Origin of the sequence: Pseudochelatococcus lubricantis, assembly GCF_042432495.1 — a bacterium.
GTDB classification, from domain to species: Bacteria; Pseudomonadota; Alphaproteobacteria; order Rhizobiales; family Beijerinckiaceae; genus Pseudochelatococcus; species Pseudochelatococcus lubricantis.
Genome location: NZ_JBHLXC010000001.1, coordinates 493,022 through 517,871, shown reverse-complemented (window position 1 = coordinate 517,871; position 24,850 = coordinate 493,022). Strand labels below are relative to the sequence as shown.

Sequence of the window (24,850 nt, the reverse complement as noted above, 5' to 3'; positions counted from 1 at the left end):
AGTCTATCAGGACGCCGGCCCGAGATCGCGGATGGTCTGGTCCAGTGTATTTTCCATCGTGCCGGCAGCGGTCGCCGCCTGCTCGAACCGGCGCTGGACCGCGATGAGCCGCGTCATCTCCATGATGGGATTGACGTTCGACTCTTCAATGTATCCCTGTGCAATACCCGTGTTGACGAAATCCTCGACCGGGACCACGGCGCTCGGGTCGGCAGCCACGGCCCCGCCGGAGGCGCGGCGCAGATCGGCCCCCGGCGCGATCTGGAACAGCCCGACGGCGCCGACGACCGCGCCGCCCTGCGAAACAGCGCCGTCCGGCGCCACCGATATGTCACCGCCCAGCGGATCGACGGCGAGCGGCGCGCCGCCCTGGTCCAGCAGGGGATGCCCGGTCACCGTCACGATATCGCCCATGTCGGTCATCGTCAGCCGGCCGTCGCGGCTGTAGCGCACGCCAGCCGGCGTCTGCACCGCGAACCACGCATCACCCCTGACGGCAAGATCGAGCGGATTGCCGGTCTGCGTCAGCAGACCCGGTTGCCGCGACAGGAACATCTTGCCGCTGCCGGCGAATGCTACCGGCACGGGCCCCGTGCGCGACAGCACGCTCTCGAACGTCGTGCCCTCGGCACGGAAGCCCGACGTGTTGATGTTGGCGATGTTGTTCGCCACGGCGGTCAAGTGGCGTTCCAGCGCGACTTGGCCGGATAAGGTTACATACAGTCCCGATTGCATTTCGCCCTCACCGTCCCAGGCTCTGGCGCGCCTGAAGCAGATCATAGCTGATATCCGCGAGCCCGGAGCCGCCGCCGAAGAGCGACAGGACCGGCGCGGACGCAGCAGCCGTATTCGACTCCGCCAGCAGCAGGAAGCGCGAGATCAGCTTCTCAACCTTTTCCGGATCCTGAAAATCCGCGATGCCGATGTGCCGCTCCATCATGCGCACCTGCGCATCGAGGTCGGAGGCCGCCGTTTCCGGCGGAACGCCGAAGGCCGTACGCACAACCTCCGCAAGCGCCTCATCGCCGAGAATGTCGTAAAACGACTTGATGCCCTCGGCCTTGCGCTGGAAGTAGAGCGCGAGGCGGACGTTGGTGTCCTCATTGCCGATATCGACTTCCAGCGTCTGGCGGATATATGCCTGCACCGTCTTCTCCACGTCGCGCACCAGCGGTGCGACGGTCGGCGTCCCGTCGCGCTCGAAAGCAAACACCGCGCTGAAGGCCTCGAAATTCGCGCGGTCCGCCGCGTTCGTCAGCGACAGCGCCCGCGCATCGCCCTTGAGCGCGGCAACGATCGCCTTTTCCTGCCCGATCAGATGTTCGAGATCGAAGGCACGCAAACCGACCGACAACGTCTGCCAGTTGCCCGCCAGGTCGTCGGCAACCTTGATCTTGTCGAGACCCTCGTAGAAAGCGACGATATCGTCATCCACGCCCGCAGCAAGCCGTTCGCCGAACTTCGGCGCCTCCATACGGTAACTGGCGATCACTGCTTCCTGCCCCTCGGCGCGGCCGGATGCCAGAAACGCATCAATGAACCGGCCAAACCTGTAGCGGCCATCCGCGTCGTCGATACCGACCGTATCGAGACCCGAGATGTAGGCGCCGGAACCTCCGGCAGCACGCGCGGCCATCTCGTCGGTCACGACTTTGCGAACCTCGCCAGGCTGAAGCGCCTGCCGGTCGAGGCCGAAAGCGCGCAAAGTAAAAGTCAGCGCAAGATCGCTATTCAGGAATGCATCGAAATCCTTGAGCTTGTCCATCTCGATTCTGTATTCGAGAATCCGCTCCTCGGCTTTCCCGGAACCACGCTTGCCGATGCTGTCGAGGTTGTCGCGATAGCGTTGCGCCACCGTCAGAGCCGAAGCCTGAAGAACGGGCGGCGCCCGGCCGGAGTCGGTCACCTGGAATGCGCCGGCCAGATCGAGATAGCGGCTGTCGGCCAGCCTCCTGGCATAGCTGTCCGATCCCGCTCCCTCGCTGACGACCCTGCGTATCAGCGCCCGCGCATACAACAGCTCGTCCATGCCGTAGGCCTTGACCGCGAAGCCGTAAGTCCTGTCGTCGTCGAACAGGTCATCGACGGACCGGATATCGGCAGCAGCCTCCGTGAAACGGGCAACGTCGCGCGCGAGCGCGGGCTCCGCCGCCTTCCGTGCCAGCGACCTGTCCAGATCCCGGACTACAACCTGATAGTTCAGATACGACGACTGCAATCCGACCACGAGAGACCCCGCTGCTGGACCGGCGACACCGGCGCCCGTTCATCCCGGCTTACCGCACCAAGCTTTCGCGTAGCTGTCCTGCTCGCCCGCCGGCGCGGCCCGGCTGTCCAGCCTCGCGCAAGCTTGCCGTCATAATGCTATCCGGCCGGCCATGTCCGGAAGCGGCTGGACGAGGAGTATGGTCCATGGGATTTGTCATAGGCTTGCTTGTGGCCATAGGCTCCATGCTCGGCGGCTTCGTGGCGATGGGCGGTCATGTCGGCGTGATCTGGCAGCCGTGGGAATTTGTCATCATTTTCGGGATGGCCGTGGGCGCCTTCATCGTCGCCCATCCTTGGAGAGTGCAGATCGATACCGGACGCGCGACGATCGAGGCGCTGCTGGGAAAGGTGCCCCGGCGGGAGGATCATCTCGCCCTGCTCGGGCTGCTGTTCGGGCTGATGCGGCTCGTCCGCACGCGACCGCGCAACGAGATCGAGACGCATGTCGACGATCCCGGAAATTCGACAGTGTTCGCCGGTTTTCCTACGATTCTCGCAGACAAGGAACTGACCAACTACATTTGCGACTACGTGCGCCTCATCGTCATCGGCAACATCAAGCCGCATGAACTCGACGCGCTTATGGACGAGGAGATCACCACGATCCGCCGCAATACACTGAAGCCTTTTCATAGCATGACGAGCGTGGCGGAAGGGCTGCCCGCGCTCGGCATCGTGGCTGCCGTGCTCGGGATCATCAAGGCGATGGGAGCGATCGATCAGGCGCCTGCCCTGCTGGGTGCACTGTTGGGAGCGGCGCTCGTCGGCACCTTCACCGGCATTTTCGCCTCCTACGGCATCTTCTCGCCCCTTGCCGCGAAGATCAAGGCGACTCGCGAGAAGCAGATCCAGCCCTACCAGATCGTGAAGCAGGCGCTCGTGGCGTTCATGAACGGGGCTATGCCACAGGTCGCGCTGGAGCACGGCCGCAAGTCGATCAGCTCCTACGAGCGGCCGTCCATCGACGACGTTGAGAGCGCGCTGATGTCGCCGGGCGGGGGCAAGCCCGCTGACGCGGAACAGACCCAGCAGGAGGCTGCGTGAGAATGGACGGCGCGTGGAACGCCTCGTCCGAAAGCAAGGGGCGCGACCGCCTGCTGGACTCGACCGGCCTGTCTCTAGACAGGCTGCCGATGCTGCACGTCATCTTCGACCGCATGTCGACGATCTGGGTGGACGACTTCCGCCATCTTGCGGCCTCGCCTGCCTATTGCTCGCTGAGCACGATCGAAAGCGGCCGGATCAACGATATTCTCGAAATGTACGAGTCCAACGCCATCGCCGGAGTCTTTCAGGCGGTGCAGTGGGACAACCAGGTGCTGGTCGGTTTCGACCGCGACTTCATTTTCACGATGACGGAAGTTCTGCTCGGTGCCGACGGCACCGAGCCGCCCATCGACGACGAGCGGCCTTTCTCGACCATTGAGACCCGCGTCGCGACCATGATGTTCGAGCAGATCAGCAAGGCGTTGAGAACTGCCTTCGCCCTCGTCACCGATACCCAGTTCAAGCTGGAGCGGAGCGAGACGCGCATGGACTTTGCCGTCATCGGACGGCGCAACAGCCAGTCCGTGGTGGCGAAGTTCCTGGTCCAGGCGCTGAACAGCGGCGGCGAGATGTTCGTCGTCATCCCGCAATCCGCCCTCACACCCATGCGTCAGAACCTTTCCCGCGTCATCACCAGCGAGCCGACCGTGCGCGACCCGCGCTGGAGCAAGCAGATCGAGTCGGAGGTACAGCGCGCCGAGGTGTCGCTTCAGGCCGTGCTTGAGAAGCGCTACATGACTCTGGAGGAAATCGCCACTCTGGCCATCGGCCAGACCATCCAGCTGCAGGCCAACCCGCGAACGCTGGTAACGCTCGAAAGCGAGGATGAGCCCGTCTTCAGGTGCTTGCTGGGAAAATCCGACGGCTCCTACAGCCTGCGCATCGAGGAAGTCATCGACAACAAGAAGGACATCATCGACGATATCCTGTCCCGTTAGAGCAGTTTGCATTCAAGGCGCCCCATCGATTTGAATGCAATTTACAGTAAAATATAAATTTGGATTGCATGACCTTATTCCATCGGAACGTCTGGCACTCTGGAGCCTCAGAACAGGAAATAGAGCCGCGACATGCTTCCGGTTTCCTGTTTTCTATTCCGGCTGGCATTTGAGCTTTCGTGGCCCCTGGAAGCGGCAACTGCTTTCCGGAGCAATTCAACGTCCGGGGATCACCGGGCGACTGATCCGGAGTCCGGTTTTCCGGAAGGTCCCAGTTTTTCAGGTTGTGTTCCCCTGCACGGGACGCACCGCAACGAGTCTTGATACGGGAATTTTGTACGATGTCCGAGGAAGCAGACGATCTGAACGCAGCGGACACCGATGACGGGACGCACGCCTTCATGCCCCATCAGTTCTCCTCCCTCGACGACGAGCGCCGCAAGGCGGGCGGCGGCGGGGAGCTGCACAGTTTCGATACGATCAAGCGGATTCCCGTGCTCGTACAGGTTGTACTCGGCTCGGCGACGATGCCGGTCGCCGCGCTGATGAAGCTTGGACGCGGCGCGGTTGTGCCACTCGACCACCGGGTGGGTGAGCCGGTGGATGTCGTGGTCAACGGCCGGGTAATCGCCCGCGGCGAAGTCGTCGTCGTCGAGGACGACAACTCGCGGTTCGGCGTCCAGCTCACCGAGATCGTCGGGCCGTCGACCGATGACGCAGTGGTCTGAGACGCGCCGGGAAGAATTATACGGCGGAGCAGCGACCGGGAACCTGAAGCATGCCGCCGCTCTATTTTCCTGTTCAGGCATCAAACCTCCCCGGGAACCGCATCCGTCACCGGTTTGGTGCTTTAGTCGAGTGAAGCAAGATGAGCGTTCAGGGAACGGTAACCCGCAAGACTGTCTCTCTTTCCCGGGGTGTCGACCGCGTCGCCGCGCTCCTGCTCACTCTCGGCAGCCCGGCGGCCGGGCGTCTGCTCAAGCACTTCACGTCCGAGGAAATCAAGCTGATCACCCGCGCGGCGGCGGCGCTAGGGTCGGTTCCGCCTGCGCAGCAGGCGCAGCTCGTGGAGGACTTCGCGGCACAGTTCCAGGCCGGCGCTCATCTCTTCGGCACGGCCTATGAGGTGGAGAAGCTGCTAAGCGGCGTGCTGCCGCCCGAGCAGATCGCCGACATCATGGCCGACGTTCTCGGCAACTCCAGCCAGTCCATCTGGGAGCGCATTTCGGGTGTTTCCGAAACCGTTCTTTCAACTTATCTGCTGAAGGAGCATCCGCAGACGATCGCACTCATCCTCTCGCGAGTGAAGCCGATGTGCGCAGCCAAGGTGATGACGCACTTCTCGCAGGAACTGCGCAACAACGTCACCCGGCGCATGCTGGCGTGCAAGCCGATCGTGGACGAAGTCCTGCGGGTGATCGAGAGTACCCTGCACGAAGACTTCATGACGAATTTCTCCCGCAACATGGGAAGCGACACCCATGCGAAGATGGCGGACATCATCAACAAGATGGACCGCGATCACATGGAGGAGATGTTGCAAAGCCTCGCGCACGACCGCCCCAAGTCTGCCGAGATCCTGAAGGGGCTGCTGTTCACCTTCGACGATATCGTCAAGCTGACGCCGGCCGCGCGGTCGGCGTTGTTCGACGCCATTCCGGTGGAAAGGCTCATCGTCGCGCTGCGCGGCACGGATGCGGCCTACCGCGAGGTGGCTCTTGGCGCGTTGCCGTCGCGGTCACGCCGGGCGGTCGAGACGGAACTGGCAGGCGGCCAGCCCATCGCCCAGCGGGAGGTGCTGGAGGCGCGGCGCTTCATAACGGACCTCGCGCTCGACATGGCCGGACGCGGCGAGATCGATCTCGCCTCCGACGGCGAGCAGGAAATGTACGTGCAGTAACGTGCGCGGGTCGCACCGCCGCAGGACGCCGGAGAGATAATCGCAGAAGGCTTGCCGATCCGGCGCGGTCGGCGAAAGCTTCCGCCACGTGGGAGGCCGGAAAAGTCGATGTCAGAGGCAGCGGATCCGGACAGCAAGACCGAGGAGCCGACAGAAAAGAAAATACAAGACGCGATCGAGCAGGGGAACGTCCCTCAATCGCGAGAGATGGCTGTTTTCTTCTCGATCATGGGCATCTGCATCATCCTTTATCTGTTCATCTACAATTCCGTTGCCGTCCTCAACAGCTTCCTGGCCTTTTTCATCGATGCGCCGGAATCGATTTCCCTCACCACCGGGCGGGATGCGGTCGCGCTGCTTCAGCTTGTGGCCATCGGTGTCGGCGGGTTCCTGCTGCCGATCGTCTGCATTCTGATGGTGGGCGGCATATTGGCGTCCGTGTTGCAGAATCCACCCCGGTTCGCGCCGGGGCGTCTTGAGCCCAAATGGTCGCGGCTGTCGCTGCCCGGCGGCTTCAAGCGCATCTTCGGGCTTCAGGGGCAGGTGGAATTCGCCAAATCGGTCGCCAAGCTGCTGATCATCACCATCGTCTGCACCATTTTGCTGAACTCGGAGCAGCACCACGTCGTGAATGCCATGTTCAGCGACCCCAGCGCGATCCCGGAAATCGTTCTCGGTCTGGCCATGCGCCTCGTGTCCGCGATCTGCGTGGCGACAGTGGCACTCGTCGCCGCCGACCTGGTCTGGTCGCGGTTCAGATGGCGCAAGGATTTGCGCATGACGCGCCAGGAGATCAAGGACGAGTTACGCCAGTCGGAGGGCGATCCGCTGATGAAAGCACGCATGCGCTCCATCGCGCAGGACCGTTCGCGCCGGCGCATGATGAGCGCCGTGCCCAATGCGTCGCTGGTCGTTACCAACCCGACGCATTTCGCGATCGCACTGCGCTATGTGCCCGAGGAGGGAGGCGCGCCGGTCGTGCTCGCCAAGGGAAAGGATCTGATCGCGCTGGCCATCCGCGAGATCGCCCAGAAACACGATATCCCGCTCATCGAAGACAAGGCTCTCGCAAGGTCCATGTACGAACATGTCGAGATCGACCGGTCCATCCCGCCCGAATTCTATCGGGCCGTGGCCCAATTGTTCCATTATCTCTATCAGCGCAACGGCCGTCATGCATAATAGCCCGCCAGAACGTTTCCGACCCGTGGCCACGCGGCCGGCCGGCAAGGCCTATGAGGCCGAACGGCTGATTTGCCATAACATCAGGCCGTTCATCGTCGACCTATGCTATGTCGACCGGTCGTTCCTGGTCACGAGCGTCGCCAGCCGCAATCATGGCGCCATCAACGACATCATCGAATCCTCGTCCGAGATGTTTTTCAAGCCGGGCACGCTTCGCTACACGTTCGGCTCATACGTCGCAGAACGCCGCGATCCGGCGGGACGCCACGATGCTGCCCCCGCTGTCTCGTTCGGCATGCGCTTCGCGCACGAACTCGTGGCCGTCTCCTTCCTGCTGCACCTCGCGAACGACTTCGCGGGCGTGGCGCTGGCGGACGGCAGCATGCCCTATGGCCGGTCTGCCGAGGCTCTCGGCCAATTGTCGGCTGCGTTCTGCGCCGCACGCCTGTCCGGCGGGTTCGACCTGCCGCACGATTGTGGCCCGAAACATCACCCGTTTCATTGAAGCGGCGATCCTGGCCAGCAGGGGTGAAAACGCGCACCGGGCGACAGGTTCGGACAAGGTTGTGCGCGTAGGCTGGATACGGATGGCGAGACATGGTCCGCGCCCGGCACGGGCTGTCGCGGACGCGAGTCTCGCTTATCGGGAGCTGGATATGGGGCCACTATACTTGTTTGACCTTGCCTCGCGGCAGACCGACTGGCTGACAACCCGCCAGACGGCAATCGCGCGCAACGTCGCCAACGCGAATACGCCCGGCTATCGCACCCAGGACATCGAGCCGTTCGCAGCGACGCTGGGCAGAACGGCCCTGCGGCTGGCGACCACGGCGGAAGGCCATATCGGGTCCGATCCGGCCCGGTCGCAGGCGGCGCGCGTGCGCGATGAAAAGGGACGGAACCTGGATATCCATCACTCCGGCAATTCCGTCAGTATCGAGGAGGAACTTCTCAAGGCGGGCTCCGTCTCCCGGCAATACAGCCTGAATACGTCCGTCGTGAAGAAGTTTCACTCGCTTATCCTGTCCAGCGCGCGGGGGCCCGGATGACGATCGTCCCTGTTCAGAACCGCGACTGGCTCGACCTGTCTTCCCGCATGGCCTCCGCCGCCATGCAGGCACAGTCCACCCGCATGCGCGTGGTATCGGAGAACATCGCCAATGCGGATGCGACGGCATCGACGCCGGGCGGTAACCCTTACAGACGCAAGACGATCACCTTCCGGCAGGAGCTGGACCGCGCGACCGGCGTCGAGATCGTCGGCACGCGCGACATCGGCACGGACAAGGCGCCATTCGGCATGCGCCTCGATCCGGGGCATCCGGGGGCGGACACCGAAGGCTATGTCAAGGTGCCCAACGTGAACGTGCTCGTTGAGATGGCAGACTTGCGGGAAGCCGTTCGCTCTTACGAGGCGAACGTGCAGGTCGTCAAGTTCTCCCGCTCCCTGTCCTCGATGACCATCGATCTGCTGAGGAACTCATGATGGCGACAACAGTCAACGGCATTACGGCAACCAGCGCGTTCGGCGCGTCGGACGGTGTCGCGGGGTTGCCTCCGGCGGGACGCACGGCGGCCACCGCCGCCTCTGCCACCGCTGACTTCGCCGCCGTGCTCGGTTCACTGGTCACCGACGCCGCGACCTCGCTGCGCAAGAGCGAGGCGGCGGCGGTGGCCGGCATCGAGGGGCGCATGCCGACACAGGCGATCGTCGAGGCGGTCCTGACGGCGGAACGGTCACTGCAGACAACGCTCGCCGTGAGGGACAAGGCCGTCGCCGCCTATCAGGAAATCAGCCGGATGACGATCTAGAATCTGTCCTGTTTACGTTGAAACAGGACAGATTCTAGATTCCTTACTTTGAGCGAATTCTGATCGATCAGATGATTCCATCTGATCGGAACGCGCTCTAGAGGCTGTCAGTGACTATGGGCAGGGTCTGGATGAGATCAAGCCGTCCGGATGCGACGCTGCAGTCGGCCGGGTGGTTGCCGTTCCGCCGGATATCACGCTGAGGAGGGACCATCATGAGCATACTGGCCATCGCGGCGACAGGTGCTAACGCGCAACAGATCAATGTCGAAGTGATCGCGAACAACATCGCGAACATCAACACCACGGGCTTCAAACGCTCGCGCGCGGAGTTCTCCGATCTGCTCTATCAGAGCCTTCGGATACCCGGCGTGCCGAACCAGACGGCGGACGGGACCGTTCCGGAAGGCGCGCGGCTCGGCGTCGGCACGCAGGTGACCGCCATTCGCAACGTTCACAAGCAGGGGGCGCTGACGCAGACCGGCAATGAACTCGACGTCGCGGTCGTCGGGCGGGGCTGGTTCCAGATCACGGGGCCCAACGACGAGATTCTCTACACGCGCGCCGGCGCGTTCAACAAGAACGAGAACGGCCAACTCGTGACGCTCGACGGTTACGTCATCGAGTCGCCGTTGGCCGCGATCCCGCAGGACACGACCCAGATCACCATCAGCGAGGCCGGCCAGGTGGTCGCCCTTGTCGGCAACAATGGGGTGCCGCAGGACCTCGGACAGATCAACATCGCCACCTTTGCCAACGATGTGGGTCTGGAGCCGCTGGGCGGCAACCTGTTCCGAGAAACGCTGACGTCGGGTGCGCCTGTGGTCGGCCTCCCCGGCAATCCCGGTTTCGGCACCATCAAGCAAACCTATCTGGAGGCGTCGAATGTCGACCCGGTGAAGGAAATCACCGAGCTGATCAGTGCGCAGCGTGCCTACGAGATGAACTCGAAGGTGATACAGGCCGGCGACGAGATGCTGGCGACGGTTTCCAAGGGGATCCGGTAATTGAGGCGCGGCGCCCCCGGGCACGATCCTTCAATACAGCCGGCAGTTGTCATGGTGCGCAGTTCCGCCCGTTTCAGAACTCTCCTGTGCGCGATCGCGGCGCTCGCCTTCATGCAGCCGGCGGGCGCCCAGACGGGTCGGGAACCGATCGTACAGGGCGTGTTCGCAGTCGCCGTCGTGACTGTCTATCCCGGCGACACGATAACGAAGGACATGGTCGACGAGCGGGAGTTCGGGCAGTTGCGGCCGGTGCGCGGCGGCTATGTCGCGTCCGCGAGGGCTCTTGTCGGCAAGATCGCGCGGCGCACGCTGCTGCCCGGGCAGGCCATTCCGGCCAACGCCGTCGAGAACGCGAAACTTGTGCGGAAAGGCATGCCTGCCCAGCTTGTTTTCGAGGAGGGCGGGCTGACGATCATCGCTGTCGTCACCCCGCTGCAGGATGGCGAACTCGGCGAGCTTATCAAGGTGCGCAACCTCGACAGCGGACTGATCGTCCATGGAACCGTGCAGCAGGATGGCTCCCTGCGCACCGGGGAGCCCGTGCGATGATGAAGCTCCTGCTGGCCACGCTGTTCATCCTGCACGCGGGCCTCGCGTTCGCCAGCACCCGCATCAAGGATATCGTCACGCTGCAGGGCGTGCGGGACAACCAGTTGGTCGGTTACGGGCTGGTCATGGGCCTGCAGGGCACGGGCGACTCGCTGCGCAATTCGCCGTTCACGGAGCAGGCCCTACAATCGATGCTGGAGCGCATGGGCATCAACGTCCGCAACGCCACGTTGCGCACCCGCAACGCGGCGGCGGTCATGGTAACGGCGGACATTCCCGCCTTCGCGGGCACCGGCACCCGCATCGACGTGACGGTCTCCTCGCTCGGCGATGCCCAGTCGCTCAAGGGCGGCACACTGTTGGCGACCCCGCTCATGGGCGGCGACGGTTACAATTACGCCGTCGCGCAAGGGCCGATCGCCGTTTCCGGCTTCATGGCCGCGGGCGAGGCGGAAAACGTGACGCAGGGCGTGCCGACGGCAGGCCGCATCCCCAACGGCGCCCTGATCGAGCGCGAGCTGCCGGGGCGTTTCGCCGATATCGCCCAGCTCGTGCTGGAGCTGCGCAACCCGGATTTCAACACGGCCTCGCGCATCGCGGATGCCATCAACGGCTACACACGCCAGCACTTCAAGACGGCGTCCGCCCATGTGCGGGACCAGCGCAGCGTCGTGGTGCAGCGCCCGGCCAAGATGAATGGCGCACGTTTCATGGCTGCGATCGGCGACCTCACCGTCATCCCCGACACGCCCGCCAAGGTGGTCGTCGACCAGCGCACGGGCACGGTCGTGATCGGCCGTGATGTGACGGTTTCCACGGTGGCGCTGACCCACGGGAATCTCACCGTGCGGGTCACCGAACTGCCGCGGGTCGCGCAGCCGGCCCCTTTCTCCGATGGCGAGACAGCGATTGAACCCAGAACCCAGATCACCGCCGAGGAGCAGAACGGGCATCTCGCCATCGTGACTGGCACCAGCCTGCAGTCGCTGGTCCATGGCCTCAACCAGATCGGCCTCAAGCCGACAGGCATCATCGCCATCCTTCAGACCATCAAGACGGCGGGTGCCTTGCAAGCGGATCTGATTGTCCAATGATATACACGCACGCGACCACTCCCCTCGCACGCAGGTCACCGGCCGGATCGGCTGCGGTATCGTTGGCGACGATCCTGCTGGCTTTCGCTTTCGGCGTATCGCCCGCAACGGCGCAGACGCAGCCGGTCGGCGCGAAGGCTGGAGAACGCGGGGAGGCGCCGCGACAGCCGGCTTCCGCGTCGTCCGGCGCCGATGCGGCAGCCAATCCCTATTGCGCGGCAATCGTCGACGCGGCGGCGGACGCCCGTTTCGCATGGCAGGCGAAGACGCTGGAGGCGATGCGGATCGATATCGAGGAACGCGCGGTGAAGCTTGAGGAGAAGCGGGCGGAAACCGAACTATGGCTCAGGCGGCGGCAGGAATTTCTGGACAGGACGGAGGAGCGCATCGTCTCGATCTATGCGCGGATGCGGGCGGACGCCGCTGCTGCCCAGATCGCCGCCATGCAGGATGATGCCGCCGTCGCCTTGCTGTCGAAAATCGACACGCGCAGCGCCAGCGCCATCCTCAATGAAATGGAACCCGGCAGGGCCGCGCATCTCACCGGCGTCGTCACCGGTGTCCTGAAACGGGAGGCCAGGAATATGGCCAAGAGTAGCGCCCGAAACGCCGCCAGGGACATGTCGAAGGATACGGCTGGCAATGCCGCCGCGAGCGGGGCAGGACCATGACGATGTCGCGAACGCGCCGTACCCGGATATCCGCCGCCCTGCTCGGCACGGTCATGCTCGGCGGGTGCAGCGGCATCAACGATCTCGGCCGAGAACCGGTGATGACGTCGGTCGGCACCGGGCTCAACGTGGCCCGCGCGCCACTGCCGGGGAACTTCCCCACCTGGAACGGCCATGCCTATCATTCGCTGTGGGGGCAGCAAGGGCAGGCGCTGTTCCAGGACCCGCGCGCCGCCAATGTCGGCGACATCGTCACCGTCATCATCTCGATCAACGACAAGGCCCAGTTCGACAACACCTCGGAGCGCAAGCGCGCGTCCAGCGCCAATCTGGGTGTCAATCTCGGTTTCAACACCCCGACCCATTCCACGAGCCTGTCGGGTAACGGCAGCGTGACGTCCAACACCCGCGCGAAGGGCGAGGGCACGATCGATCGCTCGGAAAAGCTGAGCCTGTCGATCGCTGGCGTGGTGACGGAGGTGCTGCCGAACGGCAACCTGCTGGTCAGCGGCTCGCAGGAGGTGCGCGTAAACTACGAGGTGCGCGTGCTGAACATCGCCGGCATCGTCAGGCCGCGCGACATCTCGCGCAATAACACCATCGCCTACGACAAGATCGCCGAGGCCAGGGTTTCCTACGGCGGGCGTGGCCGGGTCACTGAAGTCCAGCAGCCGGCGACGGGCCATCAGCTTTACGACGCGCTGACTCCCTTCTGATCCCGGCATTCCGTCAAAGTGAAAGAAGCCATGGCCGAACTGACGATCGTTGACCAGCCCGCCGCGCCCTCCTCCGGCGGGATGCGCGCCGTACTTCTGGCGGCGCTGGTGCTGACTGCCCTCGCGATTCTGCTCGGCGGCGGCATCGGCTTCCTGATGTCGAGCACCATCGAGGAGAATTTCCGGAAGAAGGAGCAGGAGGCCGAGGCCGCGCGCGCGGTACCTTCCACGCTGCACTACAACGGCGATATCATGCTGGTGAAGCTCAAGCCGATCACGACCAACCTGATGTCGCCGGACACGGTGTTCATCAAGATCGAGTCGTCCCTCGTCGTGGACCAGGCCGTCCGCACCGACGGCAACCTGCTTTCCGTGTTGTCGGCGGAGATATCGCAGGATGTCCTGACCTACCTGCGCACCGTCACGCTGGCGCAATTGCAGGGGCCGGCCGGGCTGCAGAACCTGCGCGAGGACCTGAACGACCGCGCCGCCATCCGCTCCGGCGGCAAGGTTCGCGAGTTCATCCTCGAAACGATGGTGGTGCAGTGAACCTCCGCCAGCGCCTGAGGGCGCCGCTGCTTGCGGCTGCCATGCTCGCCGCCGCGCTTCCGGCGTCGGCACAGATACCGGACCTGTCGGCGCTCGTTCCCGCCGGTGACGGCACGGCTTCCGGGCGCATCATCCAGATCGCGGCGCTGCTCACCGTGCTTTCGGTGGCGCCGGGCCTGCTGATCATGGTGACGAGCTTCACCCGCCTGATCATCGCGCTGTCGTTCCTGCGCTCCGGCCTCGGCCTGCAAAGCACGCCGGCCAACATCGTGCTCACCACGCTCGCGCTGTTCATGACGTTCTACATCATGGCGCCCACCTTCGACCGCGCATGGCAGGGCGGCGTGGTGCCGCTGATGGAAAACCGCATCACCGAGGAGGAAGCCTATGTGGAAATCACCGGGCCGTTCCGCGAGTTCATGCTCTCGCAGGTCCGCAACAAGGATTTGCGCCTGTTCGCCGACCTCGCAGCCGCGAACTTTCCCACGCCCGCCGGGCAGGAGGTGCGGGACCCGATTGGTGACGGGGTCGAGCTGCGTATCCTCATCCCCGCCTTCCTGATCTCGGAGTTGCGGCGCGGATTTGAAATCGGCTTCCTGATCGTGCTGCCCTTCCTCGTGATCGACATGATCGTGGCGACGCTCGTGATGTCGATGGGCATGATGATGATGCCGCCGACAGTGCTCGCACTGCCTTTCAAGGTTCTGTTCTTCGTGCTGATCGACGGCTGGAACCTGCTGACGGGCGGGCTCGTACGCTCGTTCTTCTGAGGAGCGCCGCACTGGCGGGTGCTTCACACGGCCGTCGCCGGCGCGTCATAACCTGCCGGGCGCGCGGCGGCCCCTTGCCGCGCCCCGCCGGGGGCGCTTATGGTACGCGGCCTTTCCGGAAGATCGCTGCCGGAAAGAGACGATGGACACGAGCCCGGCCCGAAAGGAATTCCCGGTGACGAAAGCTGTTGTTACGGACCGCCCCGCCCTTGCCTTCAACGGCTATTTCGCGCTCATCGTCGGCCTTGCCGTTCTGCTGGCCGCACTGGGCCTCGGCGCGCAGGAACTGCTCGCCCCGGCGACGTTTCGCGGCCCCGATTTCGGCAGGATCACGCTCCTCGCCCTGGTGGCGATCGTGGCTTTCTGGTCGCTGACGGGCACCTATTCGCTCCAGCCCAACGAGGCGGCGGTGGTGCAACTGTTCGGCGCCTATATCGGCACGGACGAGACACCGGGCCTGCGCTGGACCGTGCCGCTGTTTTCCCGCACCATCGTATCGAAACGGCTGCAGACGCAGGAGGTGGGGCCGCTCAAGGTCAACGACCGCTCGGGCAACCCCATCGAGGTCGGCGCGGTCGTGGTGTGGCGCGTGTTCGATGCCGCCCGCGCCGCCTTGCAGGTCGACAACTACCGCCAGTTCGTCGGCTCGCAGGCGGAAACCGGCCTGCGCCATCTCGCCGGCAGCTATCCCTATGACACCTGGTCGGGCGAGCCCGTCCGCATCCCCTCGCCCGCGCCGGATGCCCCGGCGGCGGCAGTCACCGCGCTGCGGGACGGCGGTGAGGCGCTGGTGGAGGAACTCACCCATCAGATCGCCCAGCGCCTCGCGCCCGCCGGCATCGCGGTGGACGAAGCCCGTTTCACGCATCTCGCCTACGCGCCGGAAATCGCGCAGGCCATGCTGCGCCCGCAGCAGGCGGCGGCCGTGATCGCCGCGCGCGAGATCATCGCGCAGGGCGCTGTCAGCATCGCCGTCGAGGCGGCGGAAACGCTGGCAAAACACGGCGTGAGCTTCGACGATCAGGAGAAGGCCCGCATGATCGGCAATATCCTGACCGTTCTCGTGTCCGACAAGGACGCCTCTCCGGTGCTCAACATCGGCGCCCATCGCCCTGCCTGACCATACATGGAATCGAATCCTGGGAGCTGAACCGTGACGGAATACCGGACGACGAAACGCTGGATGCGGGCCGCCTGTGCGCTCGCGCTCGCCTGCGGCATGAGCGGAGGCGCCGTCGCAGCCGGGCGCGAGCCGTCGCTGATCGGCGAAATCCGCCTGCCCACCGGCCTCGCCATCGACGGCGTCGCGTTCGGCGGCATTTCCGACCTGGACTACGATCCGCGCAGCGGGCTGTTCTACGCCATTTCGGACGACAGGGCCGAGAATGGCCCCGCCCGATTCTACAAGCTGAAGCTCACGTATTCCCAGCGCGGCGGCGCGGGCGTCGATATCGTCGAGACCGTTCCGCTGCGGGGCGAGGGCGGCGCGCTGTTCGCGCCGAAAGATATCGACCCGGAAGGCATCAGCCTCGATCCGCGCGGTGGCCTGCTGGTGTGGGCGAGCGAGGGCGACCGGCAGGGCCGCCCGGCCATCTATGAGGCGAGCATCGACGGCTACCGGCGGCGCACGTTCGACATCCCTGCCTATTACCTGCCCGACGGCGAACGGAAGACCGGCGTCCGCGACAACCTCTCCTTCGAGGGCCTGTCTCATTCGCCCGACGGCGCCACGCTGTTCTCCGCCCTTGAAAACGCGCTGACGCAGGACGGCGACAAGGCGACGCTGCAAGCCGGGAGCCCGTCGCGGATCCTGGCCCTCGACCCGCGCACCGCCAAGCCCGTGGCCGAGTATGTCTATGTCACGGAGCCGATCCCACGCGCGGCGACCGGCTTGCCGCCCTATGCGGACAACGGCGTCTCGGCCGTGCTCGCGCTGGACGGCGAGCGGCTTCTCGTCGTGGAACGCAGCTTCGCGGTCGGCTACGGCAACACCATCAGGGTGTTCGAGACATCGCTGAAGGGGGCAACCGACGTGCTGGGACGCACCTCGCTGCGGGACACCGTCTATACCCCGGCGGCGAAGACGCTGCTGTTCACGCTGGAGGAAGGCACGTTCGGTCTCGACATGGATAACATCGAGAGCATCAGCTTCGGCCCGGAAATCGATGGCCGCAAGACGCTGGTGCTGGCGTCCGACAACAACTTCAACCCGCGCGGGCAGGTGACGCAGTTTATCATGCTCGCCTTCGATCCGGACGCGCCCGCGCCGTAGCGGCCCACGCTATCATCGCCACGGATGTGCACCAGACCATTGTTGCGTTTCGCTGAAACGCAACAATAGCTTATCTCTTTATTATGTGCAGCTCCGGACGCCAGCGCGGTGTCCACTTTTGCTGAAATTGCTTTAAACTGTATTTTTGGGCCGCGCCGATTTTGTATGATCACGATGCGGCGGAATGGATACTGGCATGGCTTTTTCCGAAAGCGAGATCGAACGTTACGCACGCCACATCGTCATGCGCGATGTCGGCGGGCCCGGGCAGGCGAAGCTGAAGCGCGCCCGCGTGCTCGTCGTCGGCGCGGGGGGACTCGGCGCGCCGGTGCTGTCCTATCTGGCGGCCGCCGGCGTCGGACATATCGGCATCGTGGATGACGACACGGTGTCGTTGTCGAACCTGCAGCGGCAGGTCATCCACGGCACGCCGGACATCGACCGCCCGAAAACAGACAGCGCCGCCGACGCCATCGCCCGCCTCAACCCGCATGTCGCGGTCACGCGCCATCCGGTGCGGCTCAATGCGGAGAACGCAGTGGAGATCGTCCGGGGTTACGATGTCGTCGCCGACGGCTCGGACAATTTCGCAACCCGCTATCTCGTCGCCGACACCTGCCTCGCAGAGCGCAAGCCGCTGGTCATGGGCGCGCTCGGCCAGTTCGATGCATCGCTCACCACCCTGCGGCCTTTCGAGACGAAGCCGGATGGACAGCCGAACCCCTCCTACCGCACGCTGTTTCCTGAGCCGCCGCCGCCTGGCAGCGTGCCCACCTGCGAGGAGGTGGGCGTACTCGGCGCGCTGCCCGGCGTGGTGGGCAGCCTGATGGCGATCGAGGTCGTGCGCGCCATCGTCGGCTTCGGCGAGCCGCTGGTCGGCCGGCTGCTCATCATCGACGCCTTCACGATGCGGTTCGAAACGATCAGCTACTGATCGCGAATGCGGCGCGCCACGGCGATGTCGTGGCCAGTCTGCGCGCGGATGCGCTCCACTGCCTGCACGAACGGCTCGCTGACCACGGTCATATGATGGCCGCTTGCATGCAGCAGCGTCTGCGCGTCGCGCAGGATGCCGACATGGCCCGGCCAGAAGACGAGGTCGCCGCGCCGCAAGGCCGCGCCGGCCGGCAATTCCTCGCCCAGCCCTTCCCGCTGCGGTCCCGAGTCGCGCGGAGCCTCGACGCCGGCCGCGGAGAGCGACAACTGCACGAGGCCCGAACAGTCGATGCCGAGCGCCGACTTGCCGCCCCACAGATAGGGCACTTCAAGGAAGCGCTCCGCCACGGCGACGAAATCCCCGCCCACCGGGGTTTCCGCCGGCGTCAGGTGCGCGGCGTAGACGAAGCCTTCGCCGTATTCCCGCTCGATGCGGGCGAAGCCGTCCGCAAGGGCGCCCACCCGCACCTGCCCCATGAACGGCAGCGCGTCGAGCGGCGGCAGCTTGATGGACGGGCCGGGATAGACGAAGGTGCGCAGCGCGCTCACCCGGTGCGTGGGCGCGGCCACCTCTCCGAGCGCGGCCACCGGCATGTAGCCTTCGTAGCCGTCGCCGAGCAGCGTGACGCGCGCCCAGCCCTCCTGCTCCTCCCACACCAGCACCCGCTCGCCGATCAGCGCCTCGGTATCGAGCGCGCCGTCGGAGACGGGGATGCGCCGCAGGGGGGCGATGGCGGCCGTCACCTGCCGCAGTTGTCCTTCGATGCCGCTCATGACGCCGTTCCATAGCGCTGCTTCAGCCAGGCATAGACGAGGCGCGCGCCCTGCACCTCGCCGCCCTCCGGACGGCCCGGCTTCGCGGCGGGCGTCCAGCCGTAGATGTCGAAGTGGACGTGCGGCACGCCCTGCGTGAAGCGCCGCAGGAAGAGCGCGGCGGTGATGGAGCCGGCGAAGCCGCCGCTCGATACATGGTTGATGTCCGCCACCTTCGAGGCCAGCATGCCGTCGTAGGGTGGCCACAACGGCAGCCGCCAGACGGGGTCGTTCACGGCCTCCCCGGTGCGGGCGATTTCGTCGGCGATGGCGTCGTCCTCCGTGTAGAAGGGCGGCAGGTCCGGCCCCAGCGCCACGCGCGCCGCGCCCGTGAGGGTGGCGTAGTCGACGATGAGTTCCGGCTGCTCTTCCGCAGCCAGCGCCAGCGCATCCGCGAGCACCAGCCTGCCCTCGGCGTCCGTGTTGCCGATCTCGACGCTCAGCCCCTTACGGCTGGGGATGATGTCGCCGGGGCGGAAGGAGGCGCCGGAAATGGCGTTCTCGACCGCCGGCACAAGCACGCGCAGGCGCACCCTCACCCGCGCGTCGAGCAGCAGTTGCGCGGTGGCGAGGGCGGCGGCCGCGCCGCCCATGTCCTTCTTCATCAGCAGCATGGCGCTCGACGGCTTGATGTCGAGCCCGCCGGTGTCAAAGGTCACACCCTTGCCGACGAGCGTTACCTTCGGCCAGTCCGGCTCGCCGGCGGTGATGTCGATGAGGCGCGGTGCCGTGGCGGAGGCACGGCCGACCGCGTGGATGAGCGGGAAGTTCGCGGCCAGCAGGTCATCGCCCGCCGTCACCGCGAAGCGCGCGCCGTAGCGGGTGGCGAGCGCGTGGGCCGCGCCGGCCAGCGCCTCCGGCCCCAGATCGTTCGCCGGGGTGTTGATGAGATCGCGGCCGAAGGCAACCGCGGCGGCCAGGCGGCTCACTTCCTCGCCGTCGACGCCGTCGGGCAGGACGAGCCGGGCCTTCGGCGCGGGGCTGTCCTTATAGCGGGCGAAGCGGTAGGCGCCGAGCAGCCAGGCCAGCACCGCCGCCGGCAGCGCGGCTGCCGCGACCCCGGCCAGGCGATAGATGCCCTCGGGCAGCACTCCCGGCAGCTTGCCGAACAGGAAGGGATCGGGCCGGCGCGCGCTCTCGCCCTCGACGGCGAACAGCACGATGCCGATGTTGCCCTCCGCATCCGGCAGCAGCCAGACCTTCCCGGCTTCCGGCGCATCCCCTTCGCTGCCGAGGCCCTGGGCGGCGGCGAAACGCCGCGCAGGCGGATCGAGCGCCTCCAGCACCGCCGCCCGGTTCGCGGCAGTGACGGCGTGGACGGTGATGGCGTTGGCCGACGGATCGGTGACGAGAAGCGGATGCATGACGACCTTCATCGAGTATGTCGCGGAAGGCCCCAGCCTACAGCATTTTCTGGCCCATGCGACACACCGGCGCAGATTTGCACCGAAACCGTGCGTCGGGCGCGATTCACGCTTGCGTCGCTGTCATCAGCAATACTTGATTCCGTGATGCTTACGGGATGCGTCTGTTCTATATTTCCGGCACACAAGATCAGGAGCCGCCTTCATGACGTCAGAAGCGTTCTCTCTTCCTCCAGCCACCGAATTCGCGCGCAAGGCGCAGGAAAAGCGCGAGGCCGAACGGGAGCGGCTGCGCCAGCTGCATGCCACCGGCGACGCACACCGCGCGGAAATCGTCGACTCCCTTCTCCACGCGGACGCGATCAATGTTGACGAGGTCCTTCGGCACACGTCGACCCTTATCCATGCGGCAAGCGAGCAGGGCCTGAACGAGGTGCTCGTCTACCGCTACCCCAGCGAGACGCTGATGGACCATGGTCGCGCCATCATCGCCAACGATCCGGAATGGCCGGAGACGCTGCGCGGGCAGCCGCTGGGGCTCTACAACGTCTGGCGCGAGCACCTGAAGCCGCTCGGTTACGGCATGCGCGTCGAGATTCTCGACTACCGCAACGACCTCCCGGGCGACGTCGGCTCCTTCCTGTTCTGGGGAAGCAGCGAGCTTTGATCGCCGCGCAGGGCACGCCTGCCGCCCGGGACATGTTTTCGGGATTGAAATCCGCGCGGTTTTGGTGCATGCGGCCTGTCTTTGCCGGCAGGTGAGGACGGGCATGCAGCACAATTCGGGGCAGGATCGCCCCTTCGGTCCCCGGTCGGCCTGCGGGCTCGACTTCGGCACCTCGAACTCGACACTGGGCATTCACGGCTCATCCGGCCCGCATCTCGTGGCGCTGGAGGGCGCTCATGTCGCCGTGCCCAGCGCGGTTTTCTTCGCGGCGGAAGCCGGGGCCAAGCTCCTCATCGGGCGGGAGGCGGTCGCGGCCTATATCGAGGGCATCGACGGCCGCCTGATGCGGTCGCTGAAATCGATACTCGGCTCGGCGCTGATCGACGAGCGCACGGCCGTCTACCGCCGGCGCATCAGGTTCTCGGAGGTGATCGGCCTCTTTCTGGAAGCGCTCAAGCGTCGTGCCGAAGCGGCGCAGGACGCGCCGCTCGACGCCGTGGTGATGGGGCGGCCAGTCCATTTCGTTGACGACGACGAGGCGGGCGACCGCCACGCCGAGAAAACGTTGCGGACGGTAGCGGAGGCCATCGGCTTCCGCGAGGTGAGCTTCCAGTACGAGCCCGTCGCGGCGGCGCTCGATTTCGAGCGCCGGCATGTGTCCGGCGAGAAGATCGCCATCGTGGCCGACATCGGCGGCGGCACGTCGGACTTCACGGTCGTGCGCCTCACGGGCGGAACGGGCGAGCGCGACGAGCGCAGCAGCGACATCCTCGCCAACGGCGGCGCGCGCCTCGGCGGCACGGACTTCGACCGCCAGCTCAGCATGCGGACGTTCATGCCGGGCTTCGGCTACCGCAGCCCGATGAAGCGCGGCGACATCGAGGTGCCGTCCGCCCCCTACTGGGACCTGTCGACGTGGTCGAGCGTGCACCAGCTCTACGATCCCAAGCGGCTGGCGGAACTGCGCGAGGTGCGTTTCGACGCCCGCGAGCCCGCGCTGATCGACCGCCTCATGCAGGTCGTGGAGACGCGGCGCGGGCATAGCGTGCTCATCGCGGTGGAAGAGGCCAAGATCGCGCTGTCGGACCGGGAGCGGGTGGAGACGCCGCTGTCGTGGGTCGCGCCCGGCTTCGGCGTGGAAGCGACGCGGGCGGACTTCGAAGACAGCGCACGGGTGCTGTGCGACCGTCTCGGCAACACCGCACGCGCCTGTGTCGCGCAGGCCGGGCTGACGCCGGGAGACGTCGACTTCGTGTTCTTCACCGGCGGCACGAGCCAGATGCCGAGCGTGCGCACGGCAATCCTCTCGCAGTTCGACAATGCAGCAGCCATCGACGGCGACCGCTTCGGCGCCGTCGGCCTCGGCCTGACCATCGAGGCGCGCCGGCGCTACGGCTGACGGCCGCCCCGCATACCGCGCCGCGCAATCAGAGCAGCCCCGGCTTCTGCGGCGCCTTGGCGACGTGTTCCTTCAGCAGCTTGCCGGTGGCGGGGTCGACCTCGCGCAGCACCACGCGATAGCCCCACAGCTCCGCCAGGTTCTGCAGCACGAGTTCGGCATCCTTGTCATGCAGCAGGGTGTGGTTGACGGTGTCGTGCTGCAGCGTCAGTTGCCGGTCGCCGTCGAGGTCCACATCCACCACCTGGATGTCGGCCTGCTGCCAGGCGATGTCGTACTGGCGCGCCAGCGCCTGCCTGATGCGGCGGTAGCCACGCTCGTCGTGGATGGCGCCCACCGTCAGCGCCGGCTGGCCGGCATCGTCCTCGATGTGGAACAGCCGCCATTCCCTGATGAGGCGCGGGCTCAGGAACTGGGCGAGAAAACTCTCGTCGCGATAGTTCGCCCACACGTGCTTCAGCACCCCGCTCACGTCACCCTGGCCCGCGATGTCCGGAAACCATTCGCGGTCCTCGTCGTCGGGCGTCTCGCAGATGCGGGCGATGTCCTGCATCATGGCGAAGCCGATGGCATAGGGGTTGAGGCCGCTGTAACGGGGCGAGTCGAACGTCGGCTGCATGACTACATTGGCGTGCGACTGCAGGAACTCCAGAAAGGCGCCGTCGCTGATCGAGCCCTGCTCGTGCAGACGGGTCATGATGCGGTAATGAGAATAGGTGGCGCAACCTTCGTTCATGACCTTGGTCTGCGACTGCGGATAGAAGTATTGCGCAATCTGGCGCACGATCCGCAGTACCTCGCGCTGCCACGGCTGCAGCAGCGGCGCCGTCTTTTCCAGGAAGTACAGGATGTTCTCTTCCGGCAGCTTGAGGAGCGCACGGCGCCGGCCGGCCGCGGCTTCGGTGCGGAAGGTCTTCGGCGTGCCGGGCACCGTGCGCCACAGGTCGTTGTAGACCTGCTCCTGGTGTGCGTGCCGCTCGGCCTCGCGCTTCTTCTCCGCCTTCAGGTCGAGCCGGCTGCGGCGCGGATAGCGGTGCACGGCCTGGTTCATCAGCGAATGGGCGATGTCGAGGATGCGCTCCACCGCCGCGAGGCCATGTCGTTCCTCGCAGGCCGCGATATAGCCCTTGGCGAAGGCGAGATAGTCCAGAATGCCCTCGGCATCCGTCCATTGCCGGAAGAGATAGTTGTTCTTGAAGAAATGGTTATGGCCGAACGCCGCGTGCGCGATGACCAGCGTCTGCATCGTGGCGGTGTTTTCCTCCATGATGTAGTTGATGCAGGGGTTGGAGTTGATGACCAGCTCGTAGGCGAGCCCGCCCATGCCCTTGCGGTAGATCATCTCGTGGTGGGCGAACTGCTTGCCGAACGACCAGTGCTTGTAGAGCAACGGCATGCCGGTGGAGGCGTAGGCGTCGAGCATCTGCTCGGCGGTGATCACCTCGATCTGGTTCGGATAGGTGTCGAGACCCAGCACCGCGCCGGACACTTTCTCGACGGCGTCGTAGATGCGGCGGATGGTGTTGAAGTCCCAGTCGGTACCTGAAAACAGCAAGGGATGGGTCGCGGTAACCGTCATGACTTGCCTCCCCCGTCAACGCCCGCGCGACGGAACAGCTCGCGGAATACGGGATAGATTTCGCGCCGGTGCCAGACCTTGCGCATGACGAAATGCCCGCCCGGCGCCACCTGCCCCTCGTAGGTGCGCCACAGGTCGGTGGTGCGCGTCATGACGCCGGCGGGCAGGTGCGTGTCGCCGCGCCCCACTTCCAGATAGGCGAAATACTGGCAGATCGGCAGGATCGACTCGTTGACGAGCGCCGCCACGCGGGCATTGTCCGTGCCGATGTTGTCGCCGTCCGACGCCTGCGCGACATAGATGTTCCAGTCGTCGGGGTTGTAACGCGCGCGCACCACGGACAGCATCTCCTCCAGCGCGGTGGAAACGATGGTGCCGCCTGTCTCCGGGCTGTGGAAGAACGTCTCCTCGTCCACCTCTTCGGCGTGATCCGTGTGGCGGATGAAGACGACGTCGACGTTGCGGTAGCTGCGGCGCAGGAAGATGTGCAGCAGGGCATAGAAGCGCTTGGCGAGATCCTTCATATGCTCGCTCATGGAGCCCGACACGTCCATGAGGCAGAACATCACCGCCTGTGCGACGGGGCGCGGCGTCTGCTCGTAACGCCGGTAGCGCAGGTCGATCGGATCGATGTAGGCGATGCGCCGGCTGCGCTGCACGAGGCGCTCATGCTCCACCCGGAGCGCCGCGAGACGCGCGGGATCGCCGCCGCTCACCTCCAGCCTGGCGATCTCCTCCTCGATCTCCCGGATCGCGGCCCGCCCGGGGCGCCGCAGGGCGATGCGCCGGGAAAGCGAATGGCGCATGGTGCGGGAGACCGAAAGGCTAGACGGCGAACCGGTTGTCGAGTAACCGGCGCGACGCAGCTCCTTCGCCTCGGTGGTCGCAAGCTTGCGCTTGGCGAGGTTGGGCAATTCGAGATCGTCGAGAAACAGGTCGAGGTATTCCTCGCGCGTCAGCAGGAAGCGGAACGCATCCTCGCCGCTGCCCTGCCCGGCCTCGGAACCCGCGCCGGCGCCAGCGCCGCCCTGCGGCCGCCTTATCCTGTCGCCTTCCACGTAGTCCCTGTTGCCCGGCAGCACAACATCGCGCTTGCCACTGCCGCCCGCACGCCGCAGCACGGGTTCGTGGACGCCCTCGCGGACAATGGAAACCTCGCCGCCCTGATCGAGATCCTTGATGGAGCGGTTCTTGAAGTCCTCCCGCACCGCGCGCTGCACCAGATTTTTAGCCCGGCGCAGAAAGCGTTGCCGGTTGGTGAAACTCCTGCCTCCGGGGTTGAGGCGTCGATCAATGATGTGCACGGAAGTGTCA

At 65.4% G+C, this 24,850-nt stretch carries 27 protein-coding genes; 21 read left to right on the top strand and 6 right to left on the bottom strand.

Annotated features, from left to right (window positions below; genetic code table 11):
• Positions 1–6: 6 nt before the first annotated feature.
• Entirely contained in the window at positions 7–735 is a 729-nt protein-coding gene (gene flgF, locus ACFFJ7_RS02140; protein ID WP_377590616.1) for a flagellar basal-body rod protein FlgF, read from the bottom strand.
• Between the two features lie 7 nt (positions 736–742).
• Positions 743–2,227, bottom strand: coding sequence for a DUF1217 domain-containing protein (locus ACFFJ7_RS02135; RefSeq protein WP_377590615.1), 1,485 nt, complete (start codon positions 2,225–2,227; stop codon positions 743–745).
• 185 nt (positions 2,228–2,412) lie between these two features.
• Between ACFFJ7_RS02135 and motA the strand changes: the two genes are divergently transcribed.
• The 19 genes from motA (at position 2,413) to ACFFJ7_RS02040 (ending at position 17,712) form a co-directional block, all read left to right on the top strand.
• On the top strand, positions 2,413–3,312 hold the full coding sequence (motA, locus tag ACFFJ7_RS02130; protein ID WP_377590614.1) for a flagellar motor stator protein MotA: 900 nt from the start codon (positions 2,413–2,415) through the stop codon (positions 3,310–3,312).
• Between the two features lie 2 nt (positions 3,313–3,314).
• Positions 3,315–4,253 (top strand): flagellar motor switch protein FliM, encoded by a 939-nt coding sequence (locus tag ACFFJ7_RS02125; protein ID WP_166950213.1) that lies wholly within the window; start codon positions 3,315–3,317, stop codon positions 4,251–4,253.
• 341 nt (positions 4,254–4,594) lie between these two features.
• Positions 4,595–4,981, top strand: coding sequence for a flagellar motor switch protein FliN (fliN, locus tag ACFFJ7_RS02120; RefSeq protein WP_166949333.1), 387 nt, complete (start codon positions 4,595–4,597; stop codon positions 4,979–4,981).
• 140 nt (positions 4,982–5,121) lie between these two features.
• Positions 5,122–6,153 carry a flagellar motor switch protein FliG gene (locus tag ACFFJ7_RS02115; RefSeq protein WP_377590613.1) on the top strand — a complete coding sequence of 344 codons (1,032 nt, stop codon included), beginning with the start codon at positions 5,122–5,124 and terminating at the stop codon, positions 6,151–6,153.
• 108 nt (positions 6,154–6,261) lie between these two features.
• A complete protein-coding gene (gene flhB, locus ACFFJ7_RS02110) occupies positions 6,262–7,335 on the top strand; it encodes a flagellar biosynthesis protein FlhB (RefSeq protein WP_377590612.1) in 1,074 nt (357 codons plus the stop codon).
• 25 nt (positions 7,336–7,360) lie between these two features.
• On the top strand, positions 7,361–7,843 hold the full coding sequence (locus ACFFJ7_RS02105; protein ID WP_377590611.1) for a BspJ family T4SS effector nucleomodulin: 483 nt from the start codon (positions 7,361–7,363) through the stop codon (positions 7,841–7,843).
• 151 nt (positions 7,844–7,994) lie between these two features.
• A complete protein-coding gene (gene flgB / locus ACFFJ7_RS02100; RefSeq protein WP_377590610.1) occupies positions 7,995–8,387 on the top strand; it encodes a flagellar basal body rod protein FlgB in 393 nt (130 codons plus the stop codon).
• Entirely contained in the window at positions 8,384–8,824 is a 441-nt protein-coding gene (flgC, locus tag ACFFJ7_RS02095) for a flagellar basal body rod protein FlgC (protein WP_166949323.1), read from the top strand. The genes flgB and flgC overlap by 4 nt, the downstream gene beginning before the upstream one ends.
• The gene (gene fliE, locus ACFFJ7_RS02090; RefSeq protein ID WP_377590609.1) at positions 8,824–9,150 is read left to right on the top strand and encodes a flagellar hook-basal body complex protein FliE; all 327 of its coding nucleotides are present in this window, start codon (positions 8,824–8,826) and stop codon (positions 9,148–9,150) included. Before flgC ends, fliE begins: the two co-directional genes overlap by 1 nt.
• 215 nt (positions 9,151–9,365) lie before the next feature.
• Entirely contained in the window at positions 9,366–10,157 is a 792-nt protein-coding gene (gene flgG, locus ACFFJ7_RS02085) for a flagellar basal-body rod protein FlgG (protein ID WP_377590608.1), read from the top strand.
• A 51-nt stretch (positions 10,158–10,208) separates the two neighbouring features.
• Complete coding sequence (flgA, locus tag ACFFJ7_RS02080) at positions 10,209–10,706, top strand: flagellar basal body P-ring formation chaperone FlgA (RefSeq protein ID WP_166949317.1); 498 nt, start codon at positions 10,209–10,211, stop codon at positions 10,704–10,706.
• A complete protein-coding gene (flgI, locus tag ACFFJ7_RS02075) occupies positions 10,703–11,800 on the top strand; it encodes a flagellar basal body P-ring protein FlgI (protein WP_377590607.1) in 1,098 nt (365 codons plus the stop codon). The genes flgA and flgI overlap by 4 nt, the downstream gene beginning before the upstream one ends.
• Complete coding sequence (locus ACFFJ7_RS02070) at positions 11,797–12,471, top strand: MotE family protein (RefSeq protein ID WP_377590606.1); 675 nt, start codon at positions 11,797–11,799, stop codon at positions 12,469–12,471. Before flgI ends, ACFFJ7_RS02070 begins: the two co-directional genes overlap by 4 nt.
• A 2-nt stretch (positions 12,472–12,473) precedes the next feature.
• Positions 12,474–13,187, top strand: coding sequence for a flagellar basal body L-ring protein FlgH (gene flgH / locus ACFFJ7_RS02065; protein WP_377590605.1), 714 nt, complete (start codon positions 12,474–12,476; stop codon positions 13,185–13,187).
• A gap of 30 nt (positions 13,188–13,217) precedes the next feature.
• Positions 13,218–13,736 (top strand): flagellar basal body-associated FliL family protein, encoded by a 519-nt coding sequence (locus ACFFJ7_RS02060; RefSeq protein WP_377590604.1) that lies wholly within the window; start codon positions 13,218–13,220, stop codon positions 13,734–13,736.
• Positions 13,737–13,777: 41 nt separating this feature from the next.
• Positions 13,778–14,506, top strand: coding sequence for a flagellar type III secretion system pore protein FliP (gene fliP / locus ACFFJ7_RS02055; protein ID WP_166950211.1), 729 nt, complete (start codon positions 13,778–13,780; stop codon positions 14,504–14,506).
• 175 nt (positions 14,507–14,681) lie between these two features.
• Complete coding sequence (locus ACFFJ7_RS02050; RefSeq protein WP_166949307.1) at positions 14,682–15,626, top strand: SPFH domain-containing protein; 945 nt, start codon at positions 14,682–14,684, stop codon at positions 15,624–15,626.
• A gap of 33 nt (positions 15,627–15,659) precedes the next feature.
• Positions 15,660–16,778 carry an esterase-like activity of phytase family protein gene (locus ACFFJ7_RS02045; RefSeq protein ID WP_377590603.1) on the top strand — a complete coding sequence of 373 codons (1,119 nt, stop codon included), beginning with the start codon at positions 15,660–15,662 and terminating at the stop codon, positions 16,776–16,778.
• Positions 16,779–16,974: 196 nt separating this feature from the next.
• Complete coding sequence (locus ACFFJ7_RS02040; RefSeq protein WP_166949305.1) at positions 16,975–17,712, top strand: HesA/MoeB/ThiF family protein; 738 nt, start codon at positions 16,975–16,977, stop codon at positions 17,710–17,712.
• Here ACFFJ7_RS02040 and ACFFJ7_RS02035 read toward each other — a convergent pair.
• Positions 17,706–18,488 carry a C40 family peptidase gene (locus ACFFJ7_RS02035; protein WP_377590602.1) on the bottom strand — a complete coding sequence of 261 codons (783 nt, stop codon included), beginning with the start codon at positions 18,486–18,488 and terminating at the stop codon, positions 17,706–17,708. The genes ACFFJ7_RS02040 and ACFFJ7_RS02035 overlap by 7 nt on opposite strands.
• Positions 18,485–19,891 carry a leucyl aminopeptidase family protein gene (locus ACFFJ7_RS02030; protein WP_377590601.1) on the bottom strand — a complete coding sequence of 469 codons (1,407 nt, stop codon included), beginning with the start codon at positions 19,889–19,891 and terminating at the stop codon, positions 18,485–18,487. Before ACFFJ7_RS02030 ends, ACFFJ7_RS02035 begins: the two co-directional genes overlap by 4 nt.
• A gap of 205 nt (positions 19,892–20,096) precedes the next feature.
• Between ACFFJ7_RS02030 and ACFFJ7_RS02025 the strand changes: the two genes are divergently transcribed.
• Both ACFFJ7_RS02025 and ACFFJ7_RS02020 read left to right on the top strand, forming a co-directional pair.
• Entirely contained in the window at positions 20,097–20,558 is a 462-nt protein-coding gene (locus tag ACFFJ7_RS02025) for a hypothetical protein (protein WP_166949299.1), read from the top strand.
• A 103-nt stretch (positions 20,559–20,661) separates the two neighbouring features.
• A complete protein-coding gene (locus ACFFJ7_RS02020; protein WP_377590600.1) occupies positions 20,662–21,957 on the top strand; it encodes an Hsp70 family protein in 1,296 nt (431 codons plus the stop codon).
• Positions 21,958–21,985: 28 nt separating this feature from the next.
• On the opposite strand, the gene ACFFJ7_RS02015 is transcribed toward ACFFJ7_RS02020, so the two are convergent.
• Both ACFFJ7_RS02015 and ACFFJ7_RS02010 read right to left on the bottom strand, forming a co-directional pair.
• A complete protein-coding gene (locus ACFFJ7_RS02015; protein ID WP_377590599.1) occupies positions 21,986–23,536 on the bottom strand; it encodes a SpoVR family protein in 1,551 nt (516 codons plus the stop codon).
• Entirely contained in the window at positions 23,533–24,840 is a 1,308-nt protein-coding gene (locus ACFFJ7_RS02010) for a YeaH/YhbH family protein (protein ID WP_377590598.1), read from the bottom strand. The genes ACFFJ7_RS02015 and ACFFJ7_RS02010 overlap by 4 nt, the downstream gene beginning before the upstream one ends.
• Positions 24,841–24,850 lie beyond the last annotated feature (10 nt).

Excerpts from the sequence above, each read along its gene's own strand:
- motA (WP_377590614.1), top strand. The coding sequence starts at position 2,413 with ATGGGATTTGTCATAGGCTTGCTTGTGGCCATAGGCTCCATGCTCGGC.
- ACFFJ7_RS02060 (WP_377590604.1), top strand. The coding sequence starts at position 13,218 with ATGGCCGAACTGACGATCGTTGACCAGCCCGCCGCGCCCTCCTCCGGC.
- flgG (WP_377590608.1), top strand. The coding sequence starts at position 9,366 with ATGAGCATACTGGCCATCGCGGCGACAGGTGCTAACGCGCAACAGATC.
- flhB (WP_377590612.1), top strand. The coding sequence starts at position 6,262 with ATGTCAGAGGCAGCGGATCCGGACAGCAAGACCGAGGAGCCGACAGAA.
- flgC (WP_166949323.1), top strand. The coding sequence starts at position 8,384 with ATGACGATCGTCCCTGTTCAGAACCGCGACTGGCTCGACCTGTCTTCC.
- ACFFJ7_RS02125 (WP_166950213.1), top strand. The coding sequence starts at position 3,315 with ATGGACGGCGCGTGGAACGCCTCGTCCGAAAGCAAGGGGCGCGACCGC.
- ACFFJ7_RS02035 (WP_377590602.1), bottom strand. The coding sequence starts at position 18,488 with ATGAGCGGCATCGAAGGACAACTGCGGCAGGTGACGGCCGCCATCGCC.
- fliN (WP_166949333.1), top strand. The coding sequence starts at position 4,595 with ATGTCCGAGGAAGCAGACGATCTGAACGCAGCGGACACCGATGACGGG.
- flgB (WP_377590610.1), top strand. The coding sequence starts at position 7,995 with ATGGGGCCACTATACTTGTTTGACCTTGCCTCGCGGCAGACCGACTGG.
- flgH (WP_377590605.1), top strand. The coding sequence starts at position 12,474 with ATGTCGCGAACGCGCCGTACCCGGATATCCGCCGCCCTGCTCGGCACG.
- ACFFJ7_RS02015 (WP_377590599.1), bottom strand. The coding sequence starts at position 23,536 with ATGACGGTTACCGCGACCCATCCCTTGCTGTTTTCAGGTACCGACTGG.
- ACFFJ7_RS02070 (WP_377590606.1), top strand. The coding sequence starts at position 11,797 with ATGATATACACGCACGCGACCACTCCCCTCGCACGCAGGTCACCGGCC.
- flgA (WP_166949317.1), top strand. The coding sequence starts at position 10,209 with ATGGTGCGCAGTTCCGCCCGTTTCAGAACTCTCCTGTGCGCGATCGCG.
- ACFFJ7_RS02030 (WP_377590601.1), bottom strand. The coding sequence starts at position 19,891 with ATGCATCCGCTTCTCGTCACCGATCCGTCGGCCAACGCCATCACCGTC.
- flgI (WP_377590607.1), top strand. The coding sequence starts at position 10,703 with ATGATGAAGCTCCTGCTGGCCACGCTGTTCATCCTGCACGCGGGCCTC.
- ACFFJ7_RS02040 (WP_166949305.1), top strand. The coding sequence starts at position 16,975 with ATGGCTTTTTCCGAAAGCGAGATCGAACGTTACGCACGCCACATCGTC.
- fliE (WP_377590609.1), top strand. The coding sequence starts at position 8,824 with ATGGCGACAACAGTCAACGGCATTACGGCAACCAGCGCGTTCGGCGCG.
- ACFFJ7_RS02020 (WP_377590600.1), top strand. The coding sequence starts at position 20,662 with ATGCAGCACAATTCGGGGCAGGATCGCCCCTTCGGTCCCCGGTCGGCC.
- fliP (WP_166950211.1), top strand. The coding sequence starts at position 13,778 with ATGCTCGCCGCCGCGCTTCCGGCGTCGGCACAGATACCGGACCTGTCG.
- ACFFJ7_RS02025 (WP_166949299.1), top strand. The coding sequence starts at position 20,097 with ATGACGTCAGAAGCGTTCTCTCTTCCTCCAGCCACCGAATTCGCGCGC.
- flgF (WP_377590616.1), bottom strand. The coding sequence starts at position 735 with ATGCAATCGGGACTGTATGTAACCTTATCCGGCCAAGTCGCGCTGGAA.
- ACFFJ7_RS02115 (WP_377590613.1), top strand. The coding sequence starts at position 5,122 with ATGAGCGTTCAGGGAACGGTAACCCGCAAGACTGTCTCTCTTTCCCGG.